General features: G+C 73.1%; 16 protein-coding genes and 1 tRNA gene. 6 read left to right on the top strand and 11 right to left on the bottom strand.

Annotated features, from left to right (window positions below):
• Window positions 1–13: 13 nt before the first annotated feature.
• Entirely contained in the window at window positions 14–1,234 is a 1,221-nt protein-coding gene (locus G7072_RS02590) for a glycosyltransferase (protein ID WP_166084089.1), read from the bottom strand.
• Window positions 1,235–1,305: 71 nt separating this feature from the next.
• On the opposite strand from G7072_RS02590, the gene G7072_RS02585 reads away from it, so the two are divergent.
• Window positions 1,306–2,064 (top strand): glycosyltransferase, encoded by a 759-nt coding sequence (locus G7072_RS02585; protein ID WP_166084088.1) that lies wholly within the window; start codon window positions 1,306–1,308, stop codon window positions 2,062–2,064.
• Between the two features lie 2 nt (window positions 2,065–2,066).
• Here the strand turns inward: G7072_RS02585 and G7072_RS02580 are convergent, their stop codons facing one another.
• On the bottom strand, window positions 2,067–3,755 hold the full coding sequence (locus G7072_RS02580) for a DUF4012 domain-containing protein (protein WP_166084087.1): 1,689 nt from the start codon (window positions 3,753–3,755) through the stop codon (window positions 2,067–2,069).
• 207 nt (window positions 3,756–3,962) lie between these two features.
• Between G7072_RS02580 and G7072_RS02575 the strand changes: the two genes are divergently transcribed.
• Window positions 3,963–5,045: a glycosyltransferase family 4 protein gene (locus G7072_RS02575; RefSeq protein WP_166084086.1), complete on the top strand. Its 1,083-nt coding sequence runs from the start codon at window positions 3,963–3,965 to the stop codon at window positions 5,043–5,045.
• Window positions 5,046–5,057: 12 nt separating this feature from the next.
• Here the strand turns inward: G7072_RS02575 and G7072_RS02570 are convergent, their stop codons facing one another.
• The 4 genes from G7072_RS02570 to G7072_RS02555 form a co-directional block, all read right to left on the bottom strand.
• Window positions 5,058–6,038 (bottom strand): ribose-phosphate diphosphokinase, encoded by a 981-nt coding sequence (locus tag G7072_RS02570; protein ID WP_166084085.1) that lies wholly within the window; start codon window positions 6,036–6,038, stop codon window positions 5,058–5,060.
• Between the two features lie 88 nt (window positions 6,039–6,126).
• Window positions 6,127–7,611, bottom strand: coding sequence for a bifunctional UDP-N-acetylglucosamine diphosphorylase/glucosamine-1-phosphate N-acetyltransferase GlmU (gene glmU, locus G7072_RS02565; RefSeq protein ID WP_166084084.1), 1,485 nt, complete (start codon window positions 7,609–7,611; stop codon window positions 6,127–6,129).
• 51 nt (window positions 7,612–7,662) lie between these two features.
• Window positions 7,663–7,741, bottom strand: a tRNA-Gln gene (locus tag G7072_RS02560).
• 72 nt (window positions 7,742–7,813) lie between these two features.
• Window positions 7,814–8,821: a DUF6492 family protein gene (locus G7072_RS02555; protein ID WP_166084083.1), complete on the bottom strand. Its 1,008-nt coding sequence runs from the start codon at window positions 8,819–8,821 to the stop codon at window positions 7,814–7,816.
• 74 nt (window positions 8,822–8,895) lie between these two features.
• On the opposite strand from G7072_RS02555, the gene G7072_RS02550 reads away from it, so the two are divergent.
• The 3 genes from G7072_RS02550 to G7072_RS02540 all read left to right on the top strand — a co-directional run bounded on the left by G7072_RS02550 (window position 8,896) and on the right by G7072_RS02540 (window position 11,736).
• Window positions 8,896–9,663 carry a WecB/TagA/CpsF family glycosyltransferase gene (locus G7072_RS02550; protein ID WP_166084082.1) on the top strand — a complete coding sequence of 256 codons (768 nt, stop codon included), beginning with the start codon at window positions 8,896–8,898 and terminating at the stop codon, window positions 9,661–9,663.
• A gap of 64 nt (window positions 9,664–9,727) precedes the next feature.
• On the top strand, window positions 9,728–10,771 hold the full coding sequence (gene gmd, locus G7072_RS02545) for a GDP-mannose 4,6-dehydratase (RefSeq protein ID WP_166084080.1): 1,044 nt from the start codon (window positions 9,728–9,730) through the stop codon (window positions 10,769–10,771).
• Complete coding sequence (locus G7072_RS02540) at window positions 10,768–11,736, top strand: GDP-L-fucose synthase (RefSeq protein ID WP_166084078.1); 969 nt, start codon at window positions 10,768–10,770, stop codon at window positions 11,734–11,736. Before gmd ends, G7072_RS02540 begins: the two co-directional genes overlap by 4 nt.
• A 7-nt stretch (window positions 11,737–11,743) precedes the next feature.
• On the opposite strand, the gene G7072_RS02535 is transcribed toward G7072_RS02540, so the two are convergent.
• Together G7072_RS02535 and G7072_RS02530 are read right to left on the bottom strand one after the other, a co-directional pair.
• The gene (locus tag G7072_RS02535; RefSeq protein WP_166084076.1) at window positions 11,744–12,373 is read right to left on the bottom strand and encodes an AAA family ATPase; all 630 of its coding nucleotides are present in this window, start codon (window positions 12,371–12,373) and stop codon (window positions 11,744–11,746) included.
• A gap of 46 nt (window positions 12,374–12,419) precedes the next feature.
• Window positions 12,420–13,247, bottom strand: coding sequence for a methyltransferase domain-containing protein (locus tag G7072_RS02530; protein ID WP_166084075.1), 828 nt, complete (start codon window positions 13,245–13,247; stop codon window positions 12,420–12,422).
• Between the two features lie 63 nt (window positions 13,248–13,310).
• Between G7072_RS02530 and G7072_RS02525 the strand changes: the two genes are divergently transcribed.
• Complete coding sequence (locus G7072_RS02525) at window positions 13,311–13,820, top strand: MarR family transcriptional regulator (RefSeq protein WP_166084074.1); 510 nt, start codon at window positions 13,311–13,313, stop codon at window positions 13,818–13,820.
• A 30-nt stretch (window positions 13,821–13,850) separates the two neighbouring features.
• Here G7072_RS02525 and G7072_RS02520 read toward each other — a convergent pair whose 3' ends face one another.
• Genes G7072_RS02520 through rsmA form a run of 3 tightly spaced genes read right to left on the bottom strand, consistent with a single transcriptional unit; the run spans window position 13,851 to window position 17,504 of the window.
• Window positions 13,851–15,683, bottom strand: coding sequence for an ABC-F family ATP-binding cassette domain-containing protein (locus G7072_RS02520; RefSeq protein WP_166084073.1), 1,833 nt, complete (start codon window positions 15,681–15,683; stop codon window positions 13,851–13,853).
• A gap of 1 nt (window position 15,684) precedes the next feature.
• Window positions 15,685–16,617, bottom strand: coding sequence for a 4-(cytidine 5'-diphospho)-2-C-methyl-D-erythritol kinase (locus G7072_RS02515; protein WP_166084072.1), 933 nt, complete (start codon window positions 16,615–16,617; stop codon window positions 15,685–15,687).
• A complete protein-coding gene (gene rsmA / locus G7072_RS02510) occupies window positions 16,614–17,504 on the bottom strand; it encodes a 16S rRNA (adenine(1518)-N(6)/adenine(1519)-N(6))-dimethyltransferase RsmA (RefSeq protein WP_166084071.1) in 891 nt (296 codons plus the stop codon). The genes G7072_RS02515 and rsmA overlap by 4 nt, the downstream gene beginning before the upstream one ends.
• Between the last annotated feature and the right edge of the window lies 1 nt (window position 17,505).

The raw sequence follows: 17,505 nt of genomic DNA, 5'->3' as shown, positions 1-17,505 counted from the left end.
GGACCGCCCGAACTCACCCGGCCTCGGCGTCTCCTCGCGCGGTGGCGTACCACTCGTCGACGAGCCCCGGGAGGCGGTCCCGCGACCACCGCTCGTGAGGCGTGCCACCCCTGGCACCAGCCCGCACCAGCTCACGCGCCAGGTTCTCGACCACGTCGCCGTCCAGGTCGGCCACGTAGCCGTTCACATGGGCGAGAAGGGGGGAACCACCCAGGGGAAGGCAGACGACCGGGCAGCCGGCCGTCGACGCCTCGGCGACGGCCCACGAGGCCTGGTCGCGGAAGGACGGGAACAGCAGGGCGTCGACCGAGGCGTACTGCTCGAGGACCTCCGTGCGCGGGAGGTGGCCCAGGAAGTGGACCCGGTCCGTGAGGCCGAGCTCGTGCACCCGGCGCCGGAGCACGTCCAGCTCTGCGCCGTCGCCGAGCAGCCTCAGGTCCCAGTCGTCCACGAGCGGGTGGGCCATCACCTCGATCGCGAGACGGACGCCCTTCAGGGGGATCAGGCGGCCCACGTACAGCGCCGTCCTCCTCCCGGAGACCGGCCGCCCCGGGCGCACGCCGTCGAGGGCTGGACCCATGGCCGAGTTCGGCTCCAGCACGACGCGTCGCGCAAAGGCGAACCGCCGCGCGACTGCTTCGTTCTGGGCGACGACCACGGACGCCTTCCGGGCGACCGGGTCGCCGTACACGCGCCTGACGGCGTCGGTCACGACCAGTCGCACGACCTCGACGACGAAGCCGCGCGCACCGAGCCAGCGCCGCAGCCGCCAGACCGGCGGCCGGGCCGCGGCGCCGACCGGGCCCCACACGAGCGGGACGTCGCGGAGGCGGGAGAGGCCGGCCGGCATCCAGTCGGTGGCGAACGTGACGTGGTGGGCGACGTCGAACCCGACCTCCTCGTGCATCTGGACGGCGATCCTGCCGACCTTCCGCTGCCAGAGGAAGTAGTACCAGTAGACGTCGGACGGCCTCCGTCGGAGTCGGGTCAGGGTCCGACCGAGAGCCACGTGCCGCACGTGGAGGTGCTCGGCGAGCTCCGGGTCCTGCGCGAGGACGGCGTCGATGGCGGGCTTCCACCGGGGGTGGGCGAAGACCCAGACGTCGCTGTGACGTGCAGCAGCGACCGCGAAGGCCCACCCGGCTCCGGGCTCCGAGCCACCCGCCGGGTCGCACCCGTACGCCGACATGGCTACCCTCAGGCGCCGCTGCGGCACCGCGTCGTCGAGGGTCACGGTCTTTCCCCTCCCCACGCGTTCGGCACCGAGCGACGGCGCCACGTCCGACGCTGGGAGACTATAGGGCCATGACGCCACTCCTGACCGTCGTCACGGTCGTGTTCAACGACCCGGTCGGTCTCCGCCGCACGCTCGCGAGCGTGCGGCCCCACCTCGACCTCGCCGAGCACTGGGTCATCGACGGGAGCACCACCGACGACGTCCGTCAGGTGGTGGCTGCCGAGGCGGACCCCCGCGTCCACCTTCTCAGCGAGCCCGACGACGGGCTCTACGACGCGATGAACAAGGGGCTCGATCGCGCGACCGGCGACTTCGTGATGTTCCTCAACGCGGGCGACGTGTACCTGCCCACCTTCGACCCGAGCACGTTCCTGCGCGGCACGGAGGTCGTCGTGGGACACGTGGTCGAGCGGTTCGGCGACGACCGCTACCTGCGCCCGGCCCGGAACCGCACGGACGGCGTCCTCGCGGCCGCCCCGCACCCCGCGACCGCCTATCCGCGCCGCGCGTACACCGTCCTGCGCTACGACCTGTCGATCGCGGTCGCGTCGGACGGCAACTTCACCCGCCGCGCCATCGACCTCGTCGGGGGCAGGTTCGTGCCTCAGGTGGTCACCGAGTTCGAGCTGGGCGGCACGTCGTCGCAGTACGGCGACCTGGCCGTCGTCCGGCAGCGGGTCCGCGAGACCCGGCGGCCACGCGGGAAGGCCCAGCTGGTGGCGAAGACCGTGCTCTGGTTCGTCCTGCCCCAGCGGGCGTTCTACCGCCTGCTGGCGGTCCGGAAGTACGACAGAATCACGGGCCCCGTCGACGCCGACAGCCCGTGACCTCAGCCGCACGCTGAGTCGACGAACGACTCCCCACCGGTGCCGTCGGCCAACGGGGTGCTCAGCACACGGACGTCACCGTCCTCGCGGGGAGCACTGACGGCGTACTGCAGCTTCACGGTGGCACCCGGCCTGAGGTCGAGGGTCGTGAAGGCGACCGGCCGCGTCCCCTGGACCACCCGGGTCACCGCCACCTCCTCGCCGTCGACGGTGAGCGCGTCGACCCGTCCCCCGGTCGGCGCGTAGAGGTAGACGCGGTTGCGCATCCCGGCAGCGGGCAGCCCGGGCAGCCGGTCGCCGTAGACGTAGTCGGGCAGACCCGTCGCCGGTGCGCTCGAGCGCATCGTCACGTCCACGACCATCCGCTGGTCCTCCTCGTCGCACGGTCCCGGAGTGACGGCGGTGTCCACGTGGAGGTAGTAGCCGAGCTTGTCGCCCTTCTCGCCGTTGACGTAGAACCCGATCTCCGGACGGCCGGTCTCCTGGGGCAGCTCGGCGGCGATGTCCTCACCCGCGAGCCGGTCCTGCTCCTCCGGCCGCGCCGACCACACGGCGACCCGGCGTTCGTCGATGCCACGGCTGAGGGCAGCGACGAGGTCGGCCGCCGAGCCGTCCGCCTGGATCATCGTGTCGAAGATCGTGCGCGCCGCGTCGGCGAAGAACTTGTCCTGCTCCTGGATGCTGAGGTTCGCGTAGGAGTCCCGCAGCATGACGTCGACCGTGTTCGCCCGGGTCAGCACCTGCCCGTCCCGCAGGGTGATGGGACCCGTGTAGTCCAGCAGGTAGGACAGCGCCACCGGATCGATCGTGATCACCCCGTCGATCGGGTCCCGGCCGGTCGTCTTCCACCAGGCCTCGTAGAGCTCGCTGTTGCGCGGGAAGTCGGGGTTGAACGTCGGACGACCGCTCACGAAGTAGCGCGGTTGGAACAGCTCCAGCTCGGCCGGCGTGGGCTCCACGATGCGCCCGTTGCCCTCGAACGCGGCCGGCGTCAGTGACCGCCCCATCTCGAGCCGGCCGTCGCGCGCGGTGAGCGTCACCAGCGACCCCGGCATGCCCCCGGTCGCGCGCACCTCGGCGTTGTTCTGGAAGGCGACCAGGTAGCGCCTCTCCCCCTCCCCTCCGAGCATGGAGGGGAGGAGGTCGGCGGCGATCGCGGCCGCCCGCGTCACGCGGGAGGCGTCGCCCAACATCGACTGCAGCTCCACGACGGGCCCACGCAGGGGGGCGACGAGCCCCGAGGTCTCCAGATCTCCCGCGGACTCCTCCGCGTCGGCCACCCGAGGCGCGGCCTCGTCCAGCACGCCCGCGGCCCTGCGCACCGGTTCGATCGGGAGTCGGCCGTCCTGCGGCTTGAACTGGTCGGGGGTCAGGCCGGCCTCGGCCAGCGGCGACACGACCCCCTCGGTCAGGTCGTGGGCGGCGCTGCTCACCACCCGCACGGCCTCCACGTCGTCGCCGACGACCGGCAGGTACTGCGCGAGCCACCAGACCGGGGTGTGGCTGTGGAAGTCGGCGCGCGACGTAGCGTCGTCGGCGCGGCGCGCCGCCTCGGTCGCGCCCTCGGGGTCCTGGGCGTCGACCCGGTCGACCAGCTCACGCAGCTCCTGACGCGCCTCCAGCAGGGAGGATCCGATGATCCAGGTCTGCCAGGCGGTGCCGAGCACGAGCAGCACGAGCACACCCAGCACCCACCGGCCAGGTCTCCGCCTGCGCCGCTGCTCGGTCATGTGCCCCCCGTTCCGGAATCGTGCGTCACGCCACCCTAGGGGCACCGCGCCCGCGCGACCGTGGATCGCGTGCATGTCGGTCGGGGCTGCGCTACCGTCGTCCCCCGACCGGCCGACTGAGGAGTCCCGCTGAGGATCGCCCTGGTTCACAGCTACTACTCCTCGGACGTGCCCAGCGGCGAGAACCAGGTCGTCGACGCACAGGCCTCGGCGCTGCGCGAGGCGGGTCACGACGTCGTCGTGGTCTCGCAGTCGACGGACCAGCGGCAGCAGCGGCGCACCTACCCGCTCGAGGCCGCCGTCACGGTCGCCACCGGCCTCGGCCCCTCCCCGGAGGAGGAGCTGCGACGGTTCCGTCCCGACGTGGTGCACGTCCACAACCTCTTCCCCAGCTTCGGGCGGCGGTGGCTGCGCTCCTGGGACGGTCCGGTGGTCGCGACGATGCACAACTACCGCCCCATCTGCCCGGCAGCCACCCTGTTCCGCGACGGCGGGACCTGCCGGGACTGCCCGGAGTCCGGCTCGACGCGGCCGGCCGTCCGGCACGGGTGCTACCGCGGCAGCCGGCTCGCGACCCTTCCCGTCGCGACCGGCACACGCTTCGCGCGGGACCCGGTCCTGGTGCGGGCGGACGTCGTCACGACCCTGAGCGACGGCATGAGCCGGGAGTACGTCGCCGCCGGCGTACCGGCCGAGAAGCTCACCGTGCTCGACAACTTCACCACGGCCGCCTCGTCACCGGGGCCGGGAGGTGACACCTGGATCTACGCCGGTCGCACCGATCCGTCGAAGGGCCTGCACGCGTTGGTCCGCGACTGGCCCGCCGGGCAACGTCTGCTCGTGGCCGGTGCGCTCGACCCCGACCGTCCTCTTCCCGAGCATCCCGACGTCGACTGCCTGGGCCGGGTGGACGGCGACCGGCTCCGCGACCTGATGGGCGAGGCTCGCGGGCTGGTGTTCCCCTCGGTGTGGCTCGAGGGGCTCGCCCTGGTGTGCCTGGAGGCGCTGTCGGTGGGGACGCCGATCCTCACGTTCGACGACGTCCCGGCCGGTCGGTCGGTGACCGAGCTCGGGGTCGGGCTCGCCGTGGCCCGCGACGACGTCGCCGGCGGGGTACGGCGGGCTACGGACGCGTTCCCCGGGCTCCGCGAGCGGTGCACCCACGTGTTCGCCGAGCAGTTCACGGCGCGGTCGTGGGTGCGACGCGCCGAGGCCGTCTACGCCCACGCGATGAGCGCGCGCGGCGGGTGAACGCGGGCGGGCTCAGGCCTGGCCGTCGAAGAGCGAGGTCACCGAGCCGTCCTCGAAGACCTCGCGGATCGCCCGGCTGATGAGGGGGGCGATCGACAGCACCGTGAGCTTGTCGAAGTGGCGGTCGGTGGAGATCGGCAGCGTGTTGGTGACGACGACCTCCGCGGCCGGGCAGTTCTTGAGGCGGTCGACCGCCGGGTCGGAGAGGATCGCGTGCGTCGCGGCGATGACGACCCCGGCGGCGCCGTCCTTCATGAGGGCCTCGGCGGCCTTCACGATGGTGCCACCGGTGTCGATCATGTCGTCGACCAGGATGCAGATGCGACCGGCGACCTCGCCGACGACCCGGTTGGCCACCGACTCGTTCGGGCGCGTCACGTCGCGGGTCTTGTGGATGAAGGCCAGGGGGGCGCCGTTGAGCCGGGCGGACCACTGCTCGGCGACCTTGATCCGGCCGGCGTCCGGCGAGACGATCGCGAGGTCCTCGTGGCCGTACTTCTCGCGGACGTAGTCGGAGAGGATCGGCAGGGCCATGAGGTGGTCGACGGGGCCGTCGAAGAAGCCCTGGATCTGGGCGGTGTGCAGGTCGACCGCGATGAGGCGGTCCGCACCCGCGGTGGCGAAGAGGTCGGCGATCAGGCGGGCGGAGATCGGCTCGCGACCTCGGTGCTTCTTGTCCTGGCGCGCGTAGCCGTAGAACGGCATCACGACGGTGATGCGCTTGGCCGAGGCCCGCTTGAGGGCGTCGACCATGATCAGGTGCTCCATGATCCACTCGTTGACCGGAGCGGTGTGGCTCTGGATCACGAAGGCGTCGCTGCCGCGGACGGACTCCTCGAAGCGCACGTAGATCTCGCTGTTGGCGAACTCGTAGGCCGACGACGGCACCAGGGAGATCCCCAGGAGCGCCGCCACCTCCTCCGCGAGGTCGGGGTGGGCTCGGCCCGTGAAGACCATCAGGTTCTTCTCGGTCGTCCTGGTGATGCTGCTCACAGTGCAGTCTCTCCTCGTTCGGCGCTGCTGCGATTGTGACCCAGCGGGGCGGGTTCCCGCACACCGGGAGCGGGGTTTGGGACGGGTCTCACTCCCCGCCGGTGCCGCCGCGCGCACCAGGCGCCCCGTCGGCACCGTGCGCTTCGCGGGCGGCCCGGTCGCCGGCGCTCCCCGCCCGGCGGCGCGCGACCCAGTCCGCGATGATCCGCAACGGCGGCGAGGAGACGGCCAGGGCTCCGGCCGGCACGTCCTCGCGCACCACCGTGCCCCCGCCGGTCACCGCTCCGTCACCGATGTGCACGGGGGCGACGAACGTGTTGTTCGACCCGGTCCGCGCGTGACGCCCGACCACCGTGCGGTGCTTGGCGACCCCGTCGTAGTTGGCGAAGATCGTCCCGGCGCCGATGTTGGTGCCCGCGCCGATCTCGGCGTCGCCGACGTACGACAGGTGGGGCACCTTGGCACCGTCCCCGAGCTGGGCGTTCTTGGCCTCCACGAAGGCACCGATCTTGCCGCCGGCCCCGACCACCGTGCCCGGCCGCAGGTAGCTGAACGGGCCCACCGTTGCCTGCTCGCCGACGACGGCGAGCTCGGCGTGCGTGCGCACCACCCGGGCACCCCGGGAGACCTCGACGTCCGTGAGCGTGCTGTCCGGCCCCACGACGGCGTCCTCGGCGACCGTCGTCGTCCCCAGCAGCTGCACACCCGGCAGCACCGTGCTGTCGGGCTCGAGCGTCACGGTCACGTCGATCCACGTCGAGGTCGGGTCGACCACGGTGACGCCGGCACGCATCCAGCGCTCCAGCGTGCGTCGGTTGAGCCGGGCGGCGAGGTCGGCGAGCTGCACCCGGTCGTTGGCGCCCTCGGTCTGGTCGACGTCGTCGGTGAGGTGCGCCCCCACACGGACGCCGTCCCGGCGGGCGATCCCCACCACGTCGGTGAGGTAGTACTCCCCCTGTGCGTTGTCGGACGAGAGCCGGCCGAGCGCCTCGGCGAGGTAGGGACCGTCGAAGACGTAGATGCCGGCGTTGACCTCGCGGACCGCGCGCTGCTCGGCCGTGGCGTCCTTCTGCTCCACGACCTCGCGCACGGATCCGTCGGCGTCGCGCAGCACCCGGCCGTAGCCGGTGGGGTCGCCGAGCTCCGCGGTCAGGAGGGTGACGGCGTGCCCGCCGTCACGGTGCACCGCCAGCAGGGTGGCCAGGGTGCTGCCCTCGAGCAGCGGGGTGTCACCGGTGGTGACCACGACGGCGCCGTCCAGGCCCGCGGCCCCGCCGAGCGCCTCCGCCAGCGCGTCGAGCCCCACGCGTACGGCGTGCCCGGTGCCGAGCTGCTCCTCCTGCACGGCCAGCAGGGCCGAGGGCACCAGCTCGTGCACGTGCGGACCGACCTGCTCGCGGCCGTGCCCGACGACCGCCACGAGGTGTCGCGGCTCGACCGCCGTCGCCGCCGCCACCACGTGGGCGAGCATGCTGCGACCGCACACCGGGTGCAGCACCTTGGCGGTCCTCGACCTCATGCGGGTGCCGGCACCCGCGGCCAGGACGATCACGGCAGTGGGATTCGAGCTCACGCGGTCACTCTGTCACGACCGGCTCCGCAGCCGCGCGGCAACGAAACCTTGCTCCCCGGGTAGGAGTCGAACCTACGTCGCTTGTCCTGATTCAAAGTCAGGCGGGCCCTGCCGGCAGACCAACCGGGGATAGACCGGCGGATGCTGACCGCCGGCGGGGTCAGCCTAGGCAACCCGGCCGCCTCGCGCCCAGGCAGAGGGGTCACGCACCCGGTCGGGGTGTGCCGGTGGAGCCGCGGAGACGCCTCAACCGTTGGCGCAGGGCCCCGGGAGCCTCCCGCAGGTGGGCGCGCCGCTCCGCACGCACGCACGACCGCCGGAAGTCGGTGATGAACGTCGCCGCGTCCTCCGCCGAGACGAACAGCCCCGCGTCGGCCCACATCGACGCCAGGGCCTCGAGGCCGGCAGGGTCCAGGCGGAGCAGGGCGCGCCGGTGGACGCCGAGGAACGGCGTGCCGCGCTCCGACACCCACCACGAGACCGCCGCGACGCCCTCCTCCGTGGCGTTGCGGGGCCACAGCACCGGGCACTCGACGGGCTGGAAGTCGAACAGCTCCTCCCACGGGCCGCTCGCCCTGACCCAGCCGCTGTAGAGGAAGAACTCCGTCAGGTCGTGGTCGAGGAACTCCTCGGCGAAGGACCGCCCCGTGGGGGCCCCGAGCTCCTCGACGAGCGAGCGCACCGTCGCGGTGTCGAGCACGAAGGGGGTGGCCGTGGTGGTGAAGCGGTCCACGAGCGACAGGTCGAGTCCCAGGTAGGTCAGGACACGCTCGAGGCTCGGTCGCAGGGAGTGGGCGGCGTAGGAGTGGGGCAGGCCCATCCGGATGCGGCCGTCGGGCGCCTCGAAGAAGTCGCCCCCGAGCGGGGCGACCAGATGGTTCTTGGCGTCGAGCACGACGTAGCGCGGGGTGCCGACCTGCTCGGCGATCCCGAGCTTGAGGACCTGCTGCGACCGCCAGCCGGTGGTCGCGGGGACCTTCATCACCTCGCGCCCTCGGAGGACCCGCACGGAGGGACCGTGCACGCCGAAGTCCGCCACCAGGGCCTGCTGCTCCTTGCGGGCCATGCCCCCGGCGGTGTTGTCGAGCACGATCACCTCCGCCACCACGTCGGGGTGCGCGAACGCCGCGAAGGACCGGGCCTGGAGTCGGAGCAGAGGGACCTCGGGGCCGAAGACGACGCTGACGAAGGTGAGGCGAGCCGTCGTCACAGTCGTCCTCCGTCGGTCGTCCTCCGTCGCGTGGGGCGACCATCGTAGGGTTCATCCGTGATCTGGTGGGCGGCATGACCCGCAGCAGACCCTCGGCTTTCGACACCGTGCGCGTCGCGGGCATCGACTTCGCCGACACCAGCGCGCCCGCGGCGGTGGCCTGGTTGCTCGACGTCTGCGTCGGCGACCAGGAGCGCCCCAGCGTCCGTCTCGCGAACGCCTGGAGCGCCGTGCTGGCCGCGAGGGAGCCGCCGTACCTCGCCGTCCTGAACGGCGAGGGCGTGACCTTCCCCGACGGCGCGTCCGTCACCGGGACGATGCGGGTGCTCCGCCGCGGCGGGTACCGGCACGGCGGCCGGGTGCGCGGACCGAGCCTGTTCGTCGACTCCCTGGACGCAGGCCGGGAGCGCGGACTGCGTCACTTCCTGCTGGGGACCACCGATCCCACGCTGGCCGCTCTGTCCGCAGAGCTCGACGCCCGCTTCCCCGGCGTGCAGATCTCGGGGACCTACTCCCCCGCGTTCGGCCCCCTGGACGAGGCCTTCGTCGAGGACTGCCGGCGACGGGTCGCTGCCTCCGAGAGCGACATCGTCTGGGTCGCGCTGGGCGTCCCGAAGCAGGACCTCCTCGCCCACGAGCTGTCCCGTCGCCTGAACGTGACGTGCGTCGGCGTCGGCGCCGCCTTCGACATGCTGGCCGGTCGGGTCCGGGAGGCCCCGACGTGGATGCAGCGGCTCGGTCTGGAGTGGGTCTTCCGGCTGGCCGTGGAACCTCGGCGCCTGTGGCGGCGCTACCTGCTGGGCAACGTCGCCTTCCTGAGGCTCGCCTGGAAGCACCGCTGACCCGTGCAGCTCCTGCTATAGACTCCCGCTCCGGGGGAGCGTCTGGCATCAATGGGGAGGGTGAGTGAAGCGCGCGCTGATCACGGGCATCACGGGGCAGGACGGGTCGTACCTCGCGGAGCTGCTGCTGTCGAAGGGGTACGAGGTGCACGGCCTGACGAGGAGGGCCTCCACCTTCAACACCCGCCGGATCGACCACCTCTACCAGGACCCGCACGATCCCGACGCCCGGCTGTTCCTGCACTACGGGGACCTCTCCGACGGGGCCCGGCTCATCACGCTCCTGCACAAGATCGCGCCGGACGAGGTCTACAACCTCGCGGCCCAGTCGCACGTGCGCGTGAGCTTCGACGAGCCGGAGCACACCGGTGACACCACCGGGATCGGGGCGATGCGCCTCCTCGAGGCGGTGCGCATGGCCGGCATCCACTGCCGCTTCTACCAGGCGTCGAGCTCCGAGATGTTCGGGGCGACCCCTCCTCCGCAGAACGAGCTGACGCCGTTCTACCCACGGTCGCCGTACGGCGCCGCCAAGGTCTACGCCTACTGGGTGACGCGCAACTACCGCGAGGCCTACGGCTCCTTCGCCGTCAACGGGATCCTGTTCAACCACGAGTCCCCCCGTCGCGGCGAGACCTTCGTGACGCGCAAGATCACCCGCTCCGTCGCCCGCATCAAGGCCGGCGTGGAGGACCACCTCTTCCTCGGCAACCTCGACGCGGTGCGCGACTGGGGCTACGCCCCGGAGTACGCCGAGGGCATGTGGCGGATGCTGCAGGCCGACGAGCCGGACGACTACGTGCTGGCGACCGGTGTCGAGTTCAGCGTGCGGGACTTCGTCGTCACGGCGTTCGAGCACGCGGGCCTGGACTGGGAGCGCCACGTGCGCTTCGACGAGCGGTACCTCCGTCCGACCGAGGTCGACGCCCTCGTGGGGGACCCCACGAAGGCGCGCGAGAAGCTCGGGTGGAAGGCCGACGTCCACGCCCAGGACCTCGTGCGCCTGATGGTGGACGCCGACATCGAGGAGCTGGCGCACGCCGGCACGTCCTGGATCGACCAACCCCCGCTCGAAGGCTGGCCCCAGGTGGGCCGCATCCGGTCGTGACGTCGCCCGTCGTCCTGGCACCGCTGGACCGGGACGCCACCTTCTACGTCGCCGGGCACCGCGGGCTCGTCGGCTCCGCCGTATGGCGGCACCTCGAGCACGAGGGCTTCACCGGTCTGGTCGGGCTGCCGTCCCGCGAGCTCGACCTGCGTGACCGCACGGCCGTCCTCGAGTTCTTCCACCGCACCCGTCCCCGGTACGTCGTGCTCGCAGCGGCCAAGGTGGGCGGCATCCTGGCCAACCAGAGCTTCCCGGTCGACTTCCTCTCCGAGAACATGCGGATCCAGACGAACGTCCTCGACGCCGCGCTGGAGACGGGCGTGGAGCGGCTGCTGTTCCTCGGGTCTTCGTGCATCTACCCCCGAGACGCCGCCCAGCCCATCCAGGAGGACGCCCTCCTCACCGGGCACCTGGAGGAGACCAACGACGCCTACGCCATCGCCAAGATCGCCGGCATCCTCCACGTGCAGGCCGCTCGCCGCCAGTACGGCGTCCCCTGGATCTCCGCGATGCCCACGAACCTCTACGGGCCCGGTGACAATTTCTCGCCAACCGGGTCGCACGTGCTGCCCGCCCTCATCCGCCGGTACGACGAAGCCGTCGCTGCGGGCGCCCGCGACGTCACCAACTGGGGCACCGGCAGTCCACGCCGGGAGTTCCTCCACGTCGACGACATGGCTCGCGCCTGCCTCTTCCTCCTCGAGCACTACGACGGTCCCGGCCAGGTGAACGTCGGCACGGGCAAGGACGCCACCATCGCCGAGATCGCCGAGGTCATCGCCGACGTGGTCGGCTACGACGGGGCGACGACCTGGGACACGAGCCGTCCGGACGGCACGCCGCAGAAGCGCCTGGACGTCAGCACGCTCGCCACCCTCGGGTGGACGCCGCGCATCGGCCTGCGGGACGGGATCGAGTCCACCGTCGCGTGGTACCGCGAGAACCGGGACGCGCTCCGGGAGTGACCGGCCGTCACGCCGGGCGGACGGCGGTGCCGCCGAGCTCCGGCTCGGCGAGGATGCCCAGCTCCGCCACGACGCGGTCGGCCACCTCCGCCGCCTGCAGCTGCGACGTCTCGACCCTCAGGTGCTCCTGGCCGACGAGGAACCGGTCGGCGAGCGTGTCGCCGGTCCCGGACGGGTCGGTGTTGAGGGTGAAGGTCTCCTCGAGGTCGAGCAGGTTCTTGCGGCTGAACTCGAGGTCACGCTTGCTGCGCTTGTGCTCCAGGCGCTCGGCGGTGACGTTGCGCTCCAGGCGCACCTCGAGGTCGGCGTACAGCTCGACGTAGTCGACGGTCCCCCCGCGACTGCGCACGATCTCGTCGTACTCCGCGACGGTCTCGGCGTCGCCCTCGAGCTCGATGCCCCACACGAAGGTGAGCACGAGCCCCGGCAGGCCGAACTCGGCCGCCTCGCGGACCACGTCGCGGCGCAGCCCGCCGCTGATGCGGTCGAACGGCGGCGAGCCGAAGGGGAAGATCTCGAGCACCGGCTCGATCGTCATGTGGTTGTGCAGCAGCTTGAAGCCGGTGCGGGCGCAGATCTCGCGCCCCACCGTCATCTTCCCGACGGCGGGCGGACCGAAGACGACCACGAGACGCATGCGCGCAGCCTGTCAGTCCCGGGCTCCGGGCGCACCCGAGTTCGCCTCAGAGGTGCGCGACGACGAACACCCGGCGGAACGGCAGCACGGTGCCGTGCTCGCTCGCGGGGTACGCCGTGCGCAGCGCGGCCCTCAGCTCGGACGCGAACCGGCGGCGCGGGCTGTCGTCGCCGCCGTCGGGGAGCGCCTGCAGCGTCGGGCGCGCGCCCGTGCCGCTGAGCCACTCGAAGACCGGGTCCTCCCCCGCCAGCACGTGCAGGTACGTCGTCTCCCACGCGTCGACCTCGGCGCCGCTGCCGCCCGTCGCGGCCACCACCGGCGCGAGGTGCTCGCGGTAGACCGCGGGGTCGTGGGCGGCCACCTCGGCCACGCCGTGGAGGTAGGGCGCGAAGCGGGGGTCACGGGCCAGCTCGCGGCGCAGCAGCGTGCTGGGCGCCTGCTCGTTGCCCGGCACCTGGAAGGCGAGCGTGCCGCCGGGGGCGAGCTGTGCGAGGAGGTGGGGCAGCAGTGCGAGGTGGTCCGGCACCCACTGCAGGGTGGCGTTGCTGACGATCAGGTCGACGGGCTCCTCGGGGCGCCAGGACCGGAGGTCGGCGACCTCGAAGCTGAGACGCGGGTCGGCCGGGACGTCGCGCCGGGCCGCCTCGACCATCTCCGAGGAGGAGTCCAGTCCGTGCACCACGGCCTGCGGCCACCGCTCGGCCATCAGGGCGGTCAGGTGGCCGGGGCCGCACCCGAGGTCGACGACTCGACGAGGGGCCGCGTCCCCGGGGCGCTGGACGCGCGCCAGCAGCTCGACGAAGGGCCGGGCCCGGTCGTCGGCGTGGGCCAGGTAGAGCTGCGGGTCCCAGCGGTGGGCGCGTTCCTCGGTCATCCCGCCACTCTGCGCCAGATTTATCTTGATGTCAAGATTCTTGACGGGCGCTACCCTGGCGGCATGAGCGACGACGTCGAGCGGCTGGTCGCGGCCTGGCAGCGTGAGCGGCCCGACCTCGACCTGACCCCGATGGAGGTCCTCAGCCGCGTCAGCCGGCTCAGCCACCACCTCGACGTCGCCCGGCGCCGCGCCTTCGCCGAGCAGGACCTCGAGCTGTGGGAGTTCGACGTGCTGGCGGCCCTCCGTCGCGCGGGCGACCCCTACGAGCTCTCCCCCGGGCAGCTGCTGCGCGAGACGCTCGTGACCAGCGGCACGATGACCAACCGCGTCGACCGGCTCACCGCGCGCGGCCTGGTCGCCCGCGGCCCGGCGCCCGAGGACCGTCGCAGCGTCCGGGTCCGCCTCACCCCCGAGGGCCGCGACCGGGTCGACGGCGCCTTCGCGCTGCTCCTGGACCAGGAGCGTGCGCTCCTCACCTCGCTGGACCGCGGCGAGCACCGGGCGCTCGCCGACACCCTGCGGGTGCTGCTCACCCGGATCGAGCACGACGACACCGTGCGGCGGGCCTGAGCGCACGGACCCGCCGACCGACGGACGGCCTCAGCCCTCGGCCACCTCGGCGACCTCGAGCCACTCCTCCTCGAGCTCCTCGCGACGCGCCACCAGCGCCCGCAGCTCGGCGTCGAGCGACGCCAGCCGCTCGAAGTCGTGGGCGTGCGCGGCGAGCTGGTCGTGCAGCCGGCGCTCGTCGCCCTGGAGCTTCGCGACCTGTCGCTCGAGCCGCTGCATGGTCTTGCGGGCCTCGCGCACCTCGGCGGTGCCCACGCCCGAGCCGGCCACCGAGCCGTTGCGGGGACCGAGCCCCGGACCGCCGGTCGTGACCGACCCGGGACTGCCGGCACCAGGGGTGCCACCGCCCTGCGAGGCCCGGCGGCGCTCGAGGTACTCCTCCACCCCGCGCGGGAGCATCGCCAGCGAGCCGTCGCCGAGCAGCGCCCACACGGTGTCGCAGGTGCGCTCGAGGAAGTAGCGGTCGTGGGAGACCACGACCAGGGTCCCGGGCCATCCGTCGAGGAAGTCCTCGAGGACGTTCAGGGTGTCGATGTCGAGGTCGTTGGTGGGCTCGTCGAGCAGCAGCACGTTGGGCTCGTCGAGCAGCAGCCGCAGGATCTGCAGCCGTCGTCGCTCCCCTCCGGAGAGGTCCCCGACCCGGGTGGTGAGCCGGTCGCCGGTGAACCCGAAGCGCTCGAGCATCGAGGTCGCGGTGATCTCGCCGTCGACGGTGCGCGTCACGCGGCGCACACGCTCCACCGAGGCCAGCACCCGCAGCTCGGGGTCGACCGGGGTGACGTCCTGCGTCAGGTGCGCCAGCGCCACGGTCCGTCCTCGGCGCACCCGCCCGGAGCCCGGGACGAGGTCGCCGCTGAGCAGCCGCAGGGCCGAGGTCTTGCCGGCGCCGTTGACGCCGACGAGGCCGACCCGGTCCCCGGGGCCGAGGCGCCAGGTGACGTGGCTCAGCAACCGCCGCTCGCCGCGCACCAGGTCGACGTCCTCGACGTCGAGCACGTCCTTGCCGAGGCGCTGCGTGGCGAAGCGCTGCAGCGCCAGGGCGTCACGCGGCGGCGGCTCGTCCTCGATGAGGGTGGTCGCGGCGTCGATGCGGAACTTCGGCTTCGAGGTGCGCGCCGGGGCGCCGCGACGCAGCCAGGCCAGCTCCTTGCGGACCAGATTCTGCCGCCGGCTCTCGGTCGCGTCGGCCTGCCGCTGCCGCTCCGCCCGGGCCAGGACGTACGCCGCGTAGCCGCCGTCGTAGAGGTCGACCTGGGCGTCGTGGACCTCCCAGGTCTCGGTGCACACGGCGTCGAGGAACCACCGGTCGTGGGTCACGACGACGAGCGCCGAGGTCCGGGCGCTCAGGTGACGCGCCAGCCAGTCGACCGCCTCGACGTCGAGGTGGTTCGTGGGCTCGTCGAGCAGCAGCAGCGTGTCGTCGCCGAGCAGCAGCCGGGCGAGGGAGCAGCGCCGCCGCTCACCGCCGGACAGGCCGGAGACGGTCCGCTCCAGGTCGACGCCGGCCAGCAGCACCTCGACGACCTCGCGGCGCGACGCGTCCGCGGCCCACTCGTGGTCGGCGCTGTCACCGAGAACCGCGTGGCGCACCGTGGCGGCGTCGTCGAGGTCGTCGCCCTGGGTCAGGAAGCCGATCCGGGTCGCGCGTGAGCGCGACACCCGCCCCTCGTCGGGCTGCTCGCGCCCGGCGAGGATCCGCAGCAGCGTGGTCTTGCCGTCACCGTTGCGGCCCACCACACCGATGCGCTGGGACTCCCCCACCCCGAGGCTCACCCCCGACAGGATCGGGCGCACGCCGTAGGCCTGGGAGACGCGCTCGAGGTTGACCAGGTTCGCCCCGGCCGGGCGTTGCGGAGCAGCCACGTCAGCGGGGTCCCTCAGCGAGCCGGGCGGCCGAGACCTTGGCGCCCGGGACCGGCCCGGGCACCACGAACCCGGTGGCCGCGCCGGTGGCGGCGACGACGAGGTCGCGCACCTCGCGGGCGTGGTCGGCGTCGGCGCACAGGAAGACGGTGGTGGGACCGGAGCCGCTGACGAGCGACCCCAGGGCGCCGGCGTCGCGGCCGGCGTCGAGCGGGACCGTCAGGGTGGGACGCAGGGACAGCGCGGCCGGCTGCAGGTCGTTGACCAGGGCGGACCCCAGCGCTCCGGCATCACCGGCCAGCAGCGAGCCGAGGAGGTCCTCGGGCAGCTCGGGCTCGGGCACGTCCGTGTCACCGGCCAGCCGGTCGAACTCGGCGTACACCCGGGGGGTGGACAGACCGCCCTCCCCGGGGACCACGGCCCACCAGTAGCTGCCGCGTGCCATCACGGGCGCGACGAGCTCGCCGCGACCGGTCCCGACGGCGGTGCCGCCGACGAGGCAGAAGGGCACGTCGCTGCCGAGGCCAGCGGCCACGTGCATCAGGTCCGCGCGCGGGAGCCCGAGCTCGAAGAGCGCGTCGAGGCCGACCAGCGTCGCCGCGGCGTCGGTGCTGCCGCCGGCGAGGCCGCCCGCGACGGGGATGTTCTTGTGCACGTGCACGTGGACGGCGAGGTCCCGGCCGACGTGCGCGGACAGGGCCGCGACCGCGCGCCAGGCCAGGTTCTGCTCGTCGGTGGGCACGGCGTCGAGGTCGACGCCGCTGCCGGACACCGTCACCGACGTCCTGCCGGCCGGGCGCACCACGACCTCGTCGAAGAGGCCGATCGCGTGGTAGACGGTCGCCAGCCGGTGGTAGCCGTCCTCCCCGGCCCCGCCGACGGCGAGCGAGAGGTTGATCTTGGCCGGGGCCACGACGCGGATCTCGGAGGTCATCGTGACCACCCCGCCGCCAGGAGCCCCTCGGTCAGGGCGGCGAAGGTGGCGATGTCGAGCTCCTCGCCGCGCCGGCTGGCCGCGACACCGGCGGTGGCCAGGCCCGCCTCGACCTGCTCGGTGGTGGCGACGGACTTGAGCGCGGCGCGCACGGTCTTGCGGCGCTGGGCGAACGCCGCGTCCACCACGGCGAAGACGTCGGCGCGGGCGGCGGTCGTGGCGGGTGGCTCGCGCCGGTCCCAGGCCACCAGCCCGCTGTCGACGTTCGGCGCGGGCCAGAAGACCGAGCGGCCGACGGAGCCGGCGCGCCGGAGCTCGGCGAACCACGCCGCCTTGGCCGAGGGAACGCCGTACGTGCGTGACCCGGGCGGGGCGACCAGCCGGTCGGCGACCTCCGCCTGCACCATGACCATCCCCCGCTCCAGCGACGGCAGCAGCGCCAGCAGGTGCAGCAGCACCGGGACCGAGACGTTGTAGGGCAGGTTCGCCACCAGGGCCGTCGGGGCGGGACCGGGCAGCTCCTGCAGGCGCAGGGCGTCGGCCTCGACGACCTCGCAGGCGGCGACGTGGTCGGGGGCGTGGGCGGCGACGGTGGCCGGCAGGGCGCGCGCCAGGACCGGGTCGATCTCGACCGCGACCACGCGCCGGGTCTCCGCCAGCAGCGCCAGCGTCAGCGACCCGAGGCCGGGGCCGACCTCGAGGACGACGTCGTCGGGACCGACGCCGGAGGCGCGCACGATGCGCCGCACGGTGTTGGCGTCGATGACGAAGTTCTGCCCCTTCTGCTTGGTGGGGCGCACCCCGAGCCGCTCGGCGAGCTCGCGCACCTCCACCGGCCCGAGGAGTCGCGGCGCACCGGGTCCGGCGGTCGCGTCGTGGGGGGTCATG

This window comes from Nocardioides sp. HDW12B, assembly GCF_011299595.1.
Classification (GTDB): domain Bacteria; phylum Actinomycetota; class Actinomycetes; order Propionibacteriales; family Nocardioidaceae; genus Marmoricola_A.
Note: the sequence above shows the minus strand (reverse complement) of the source record. Positions and strands in the feature narration are given on the sequence as shown.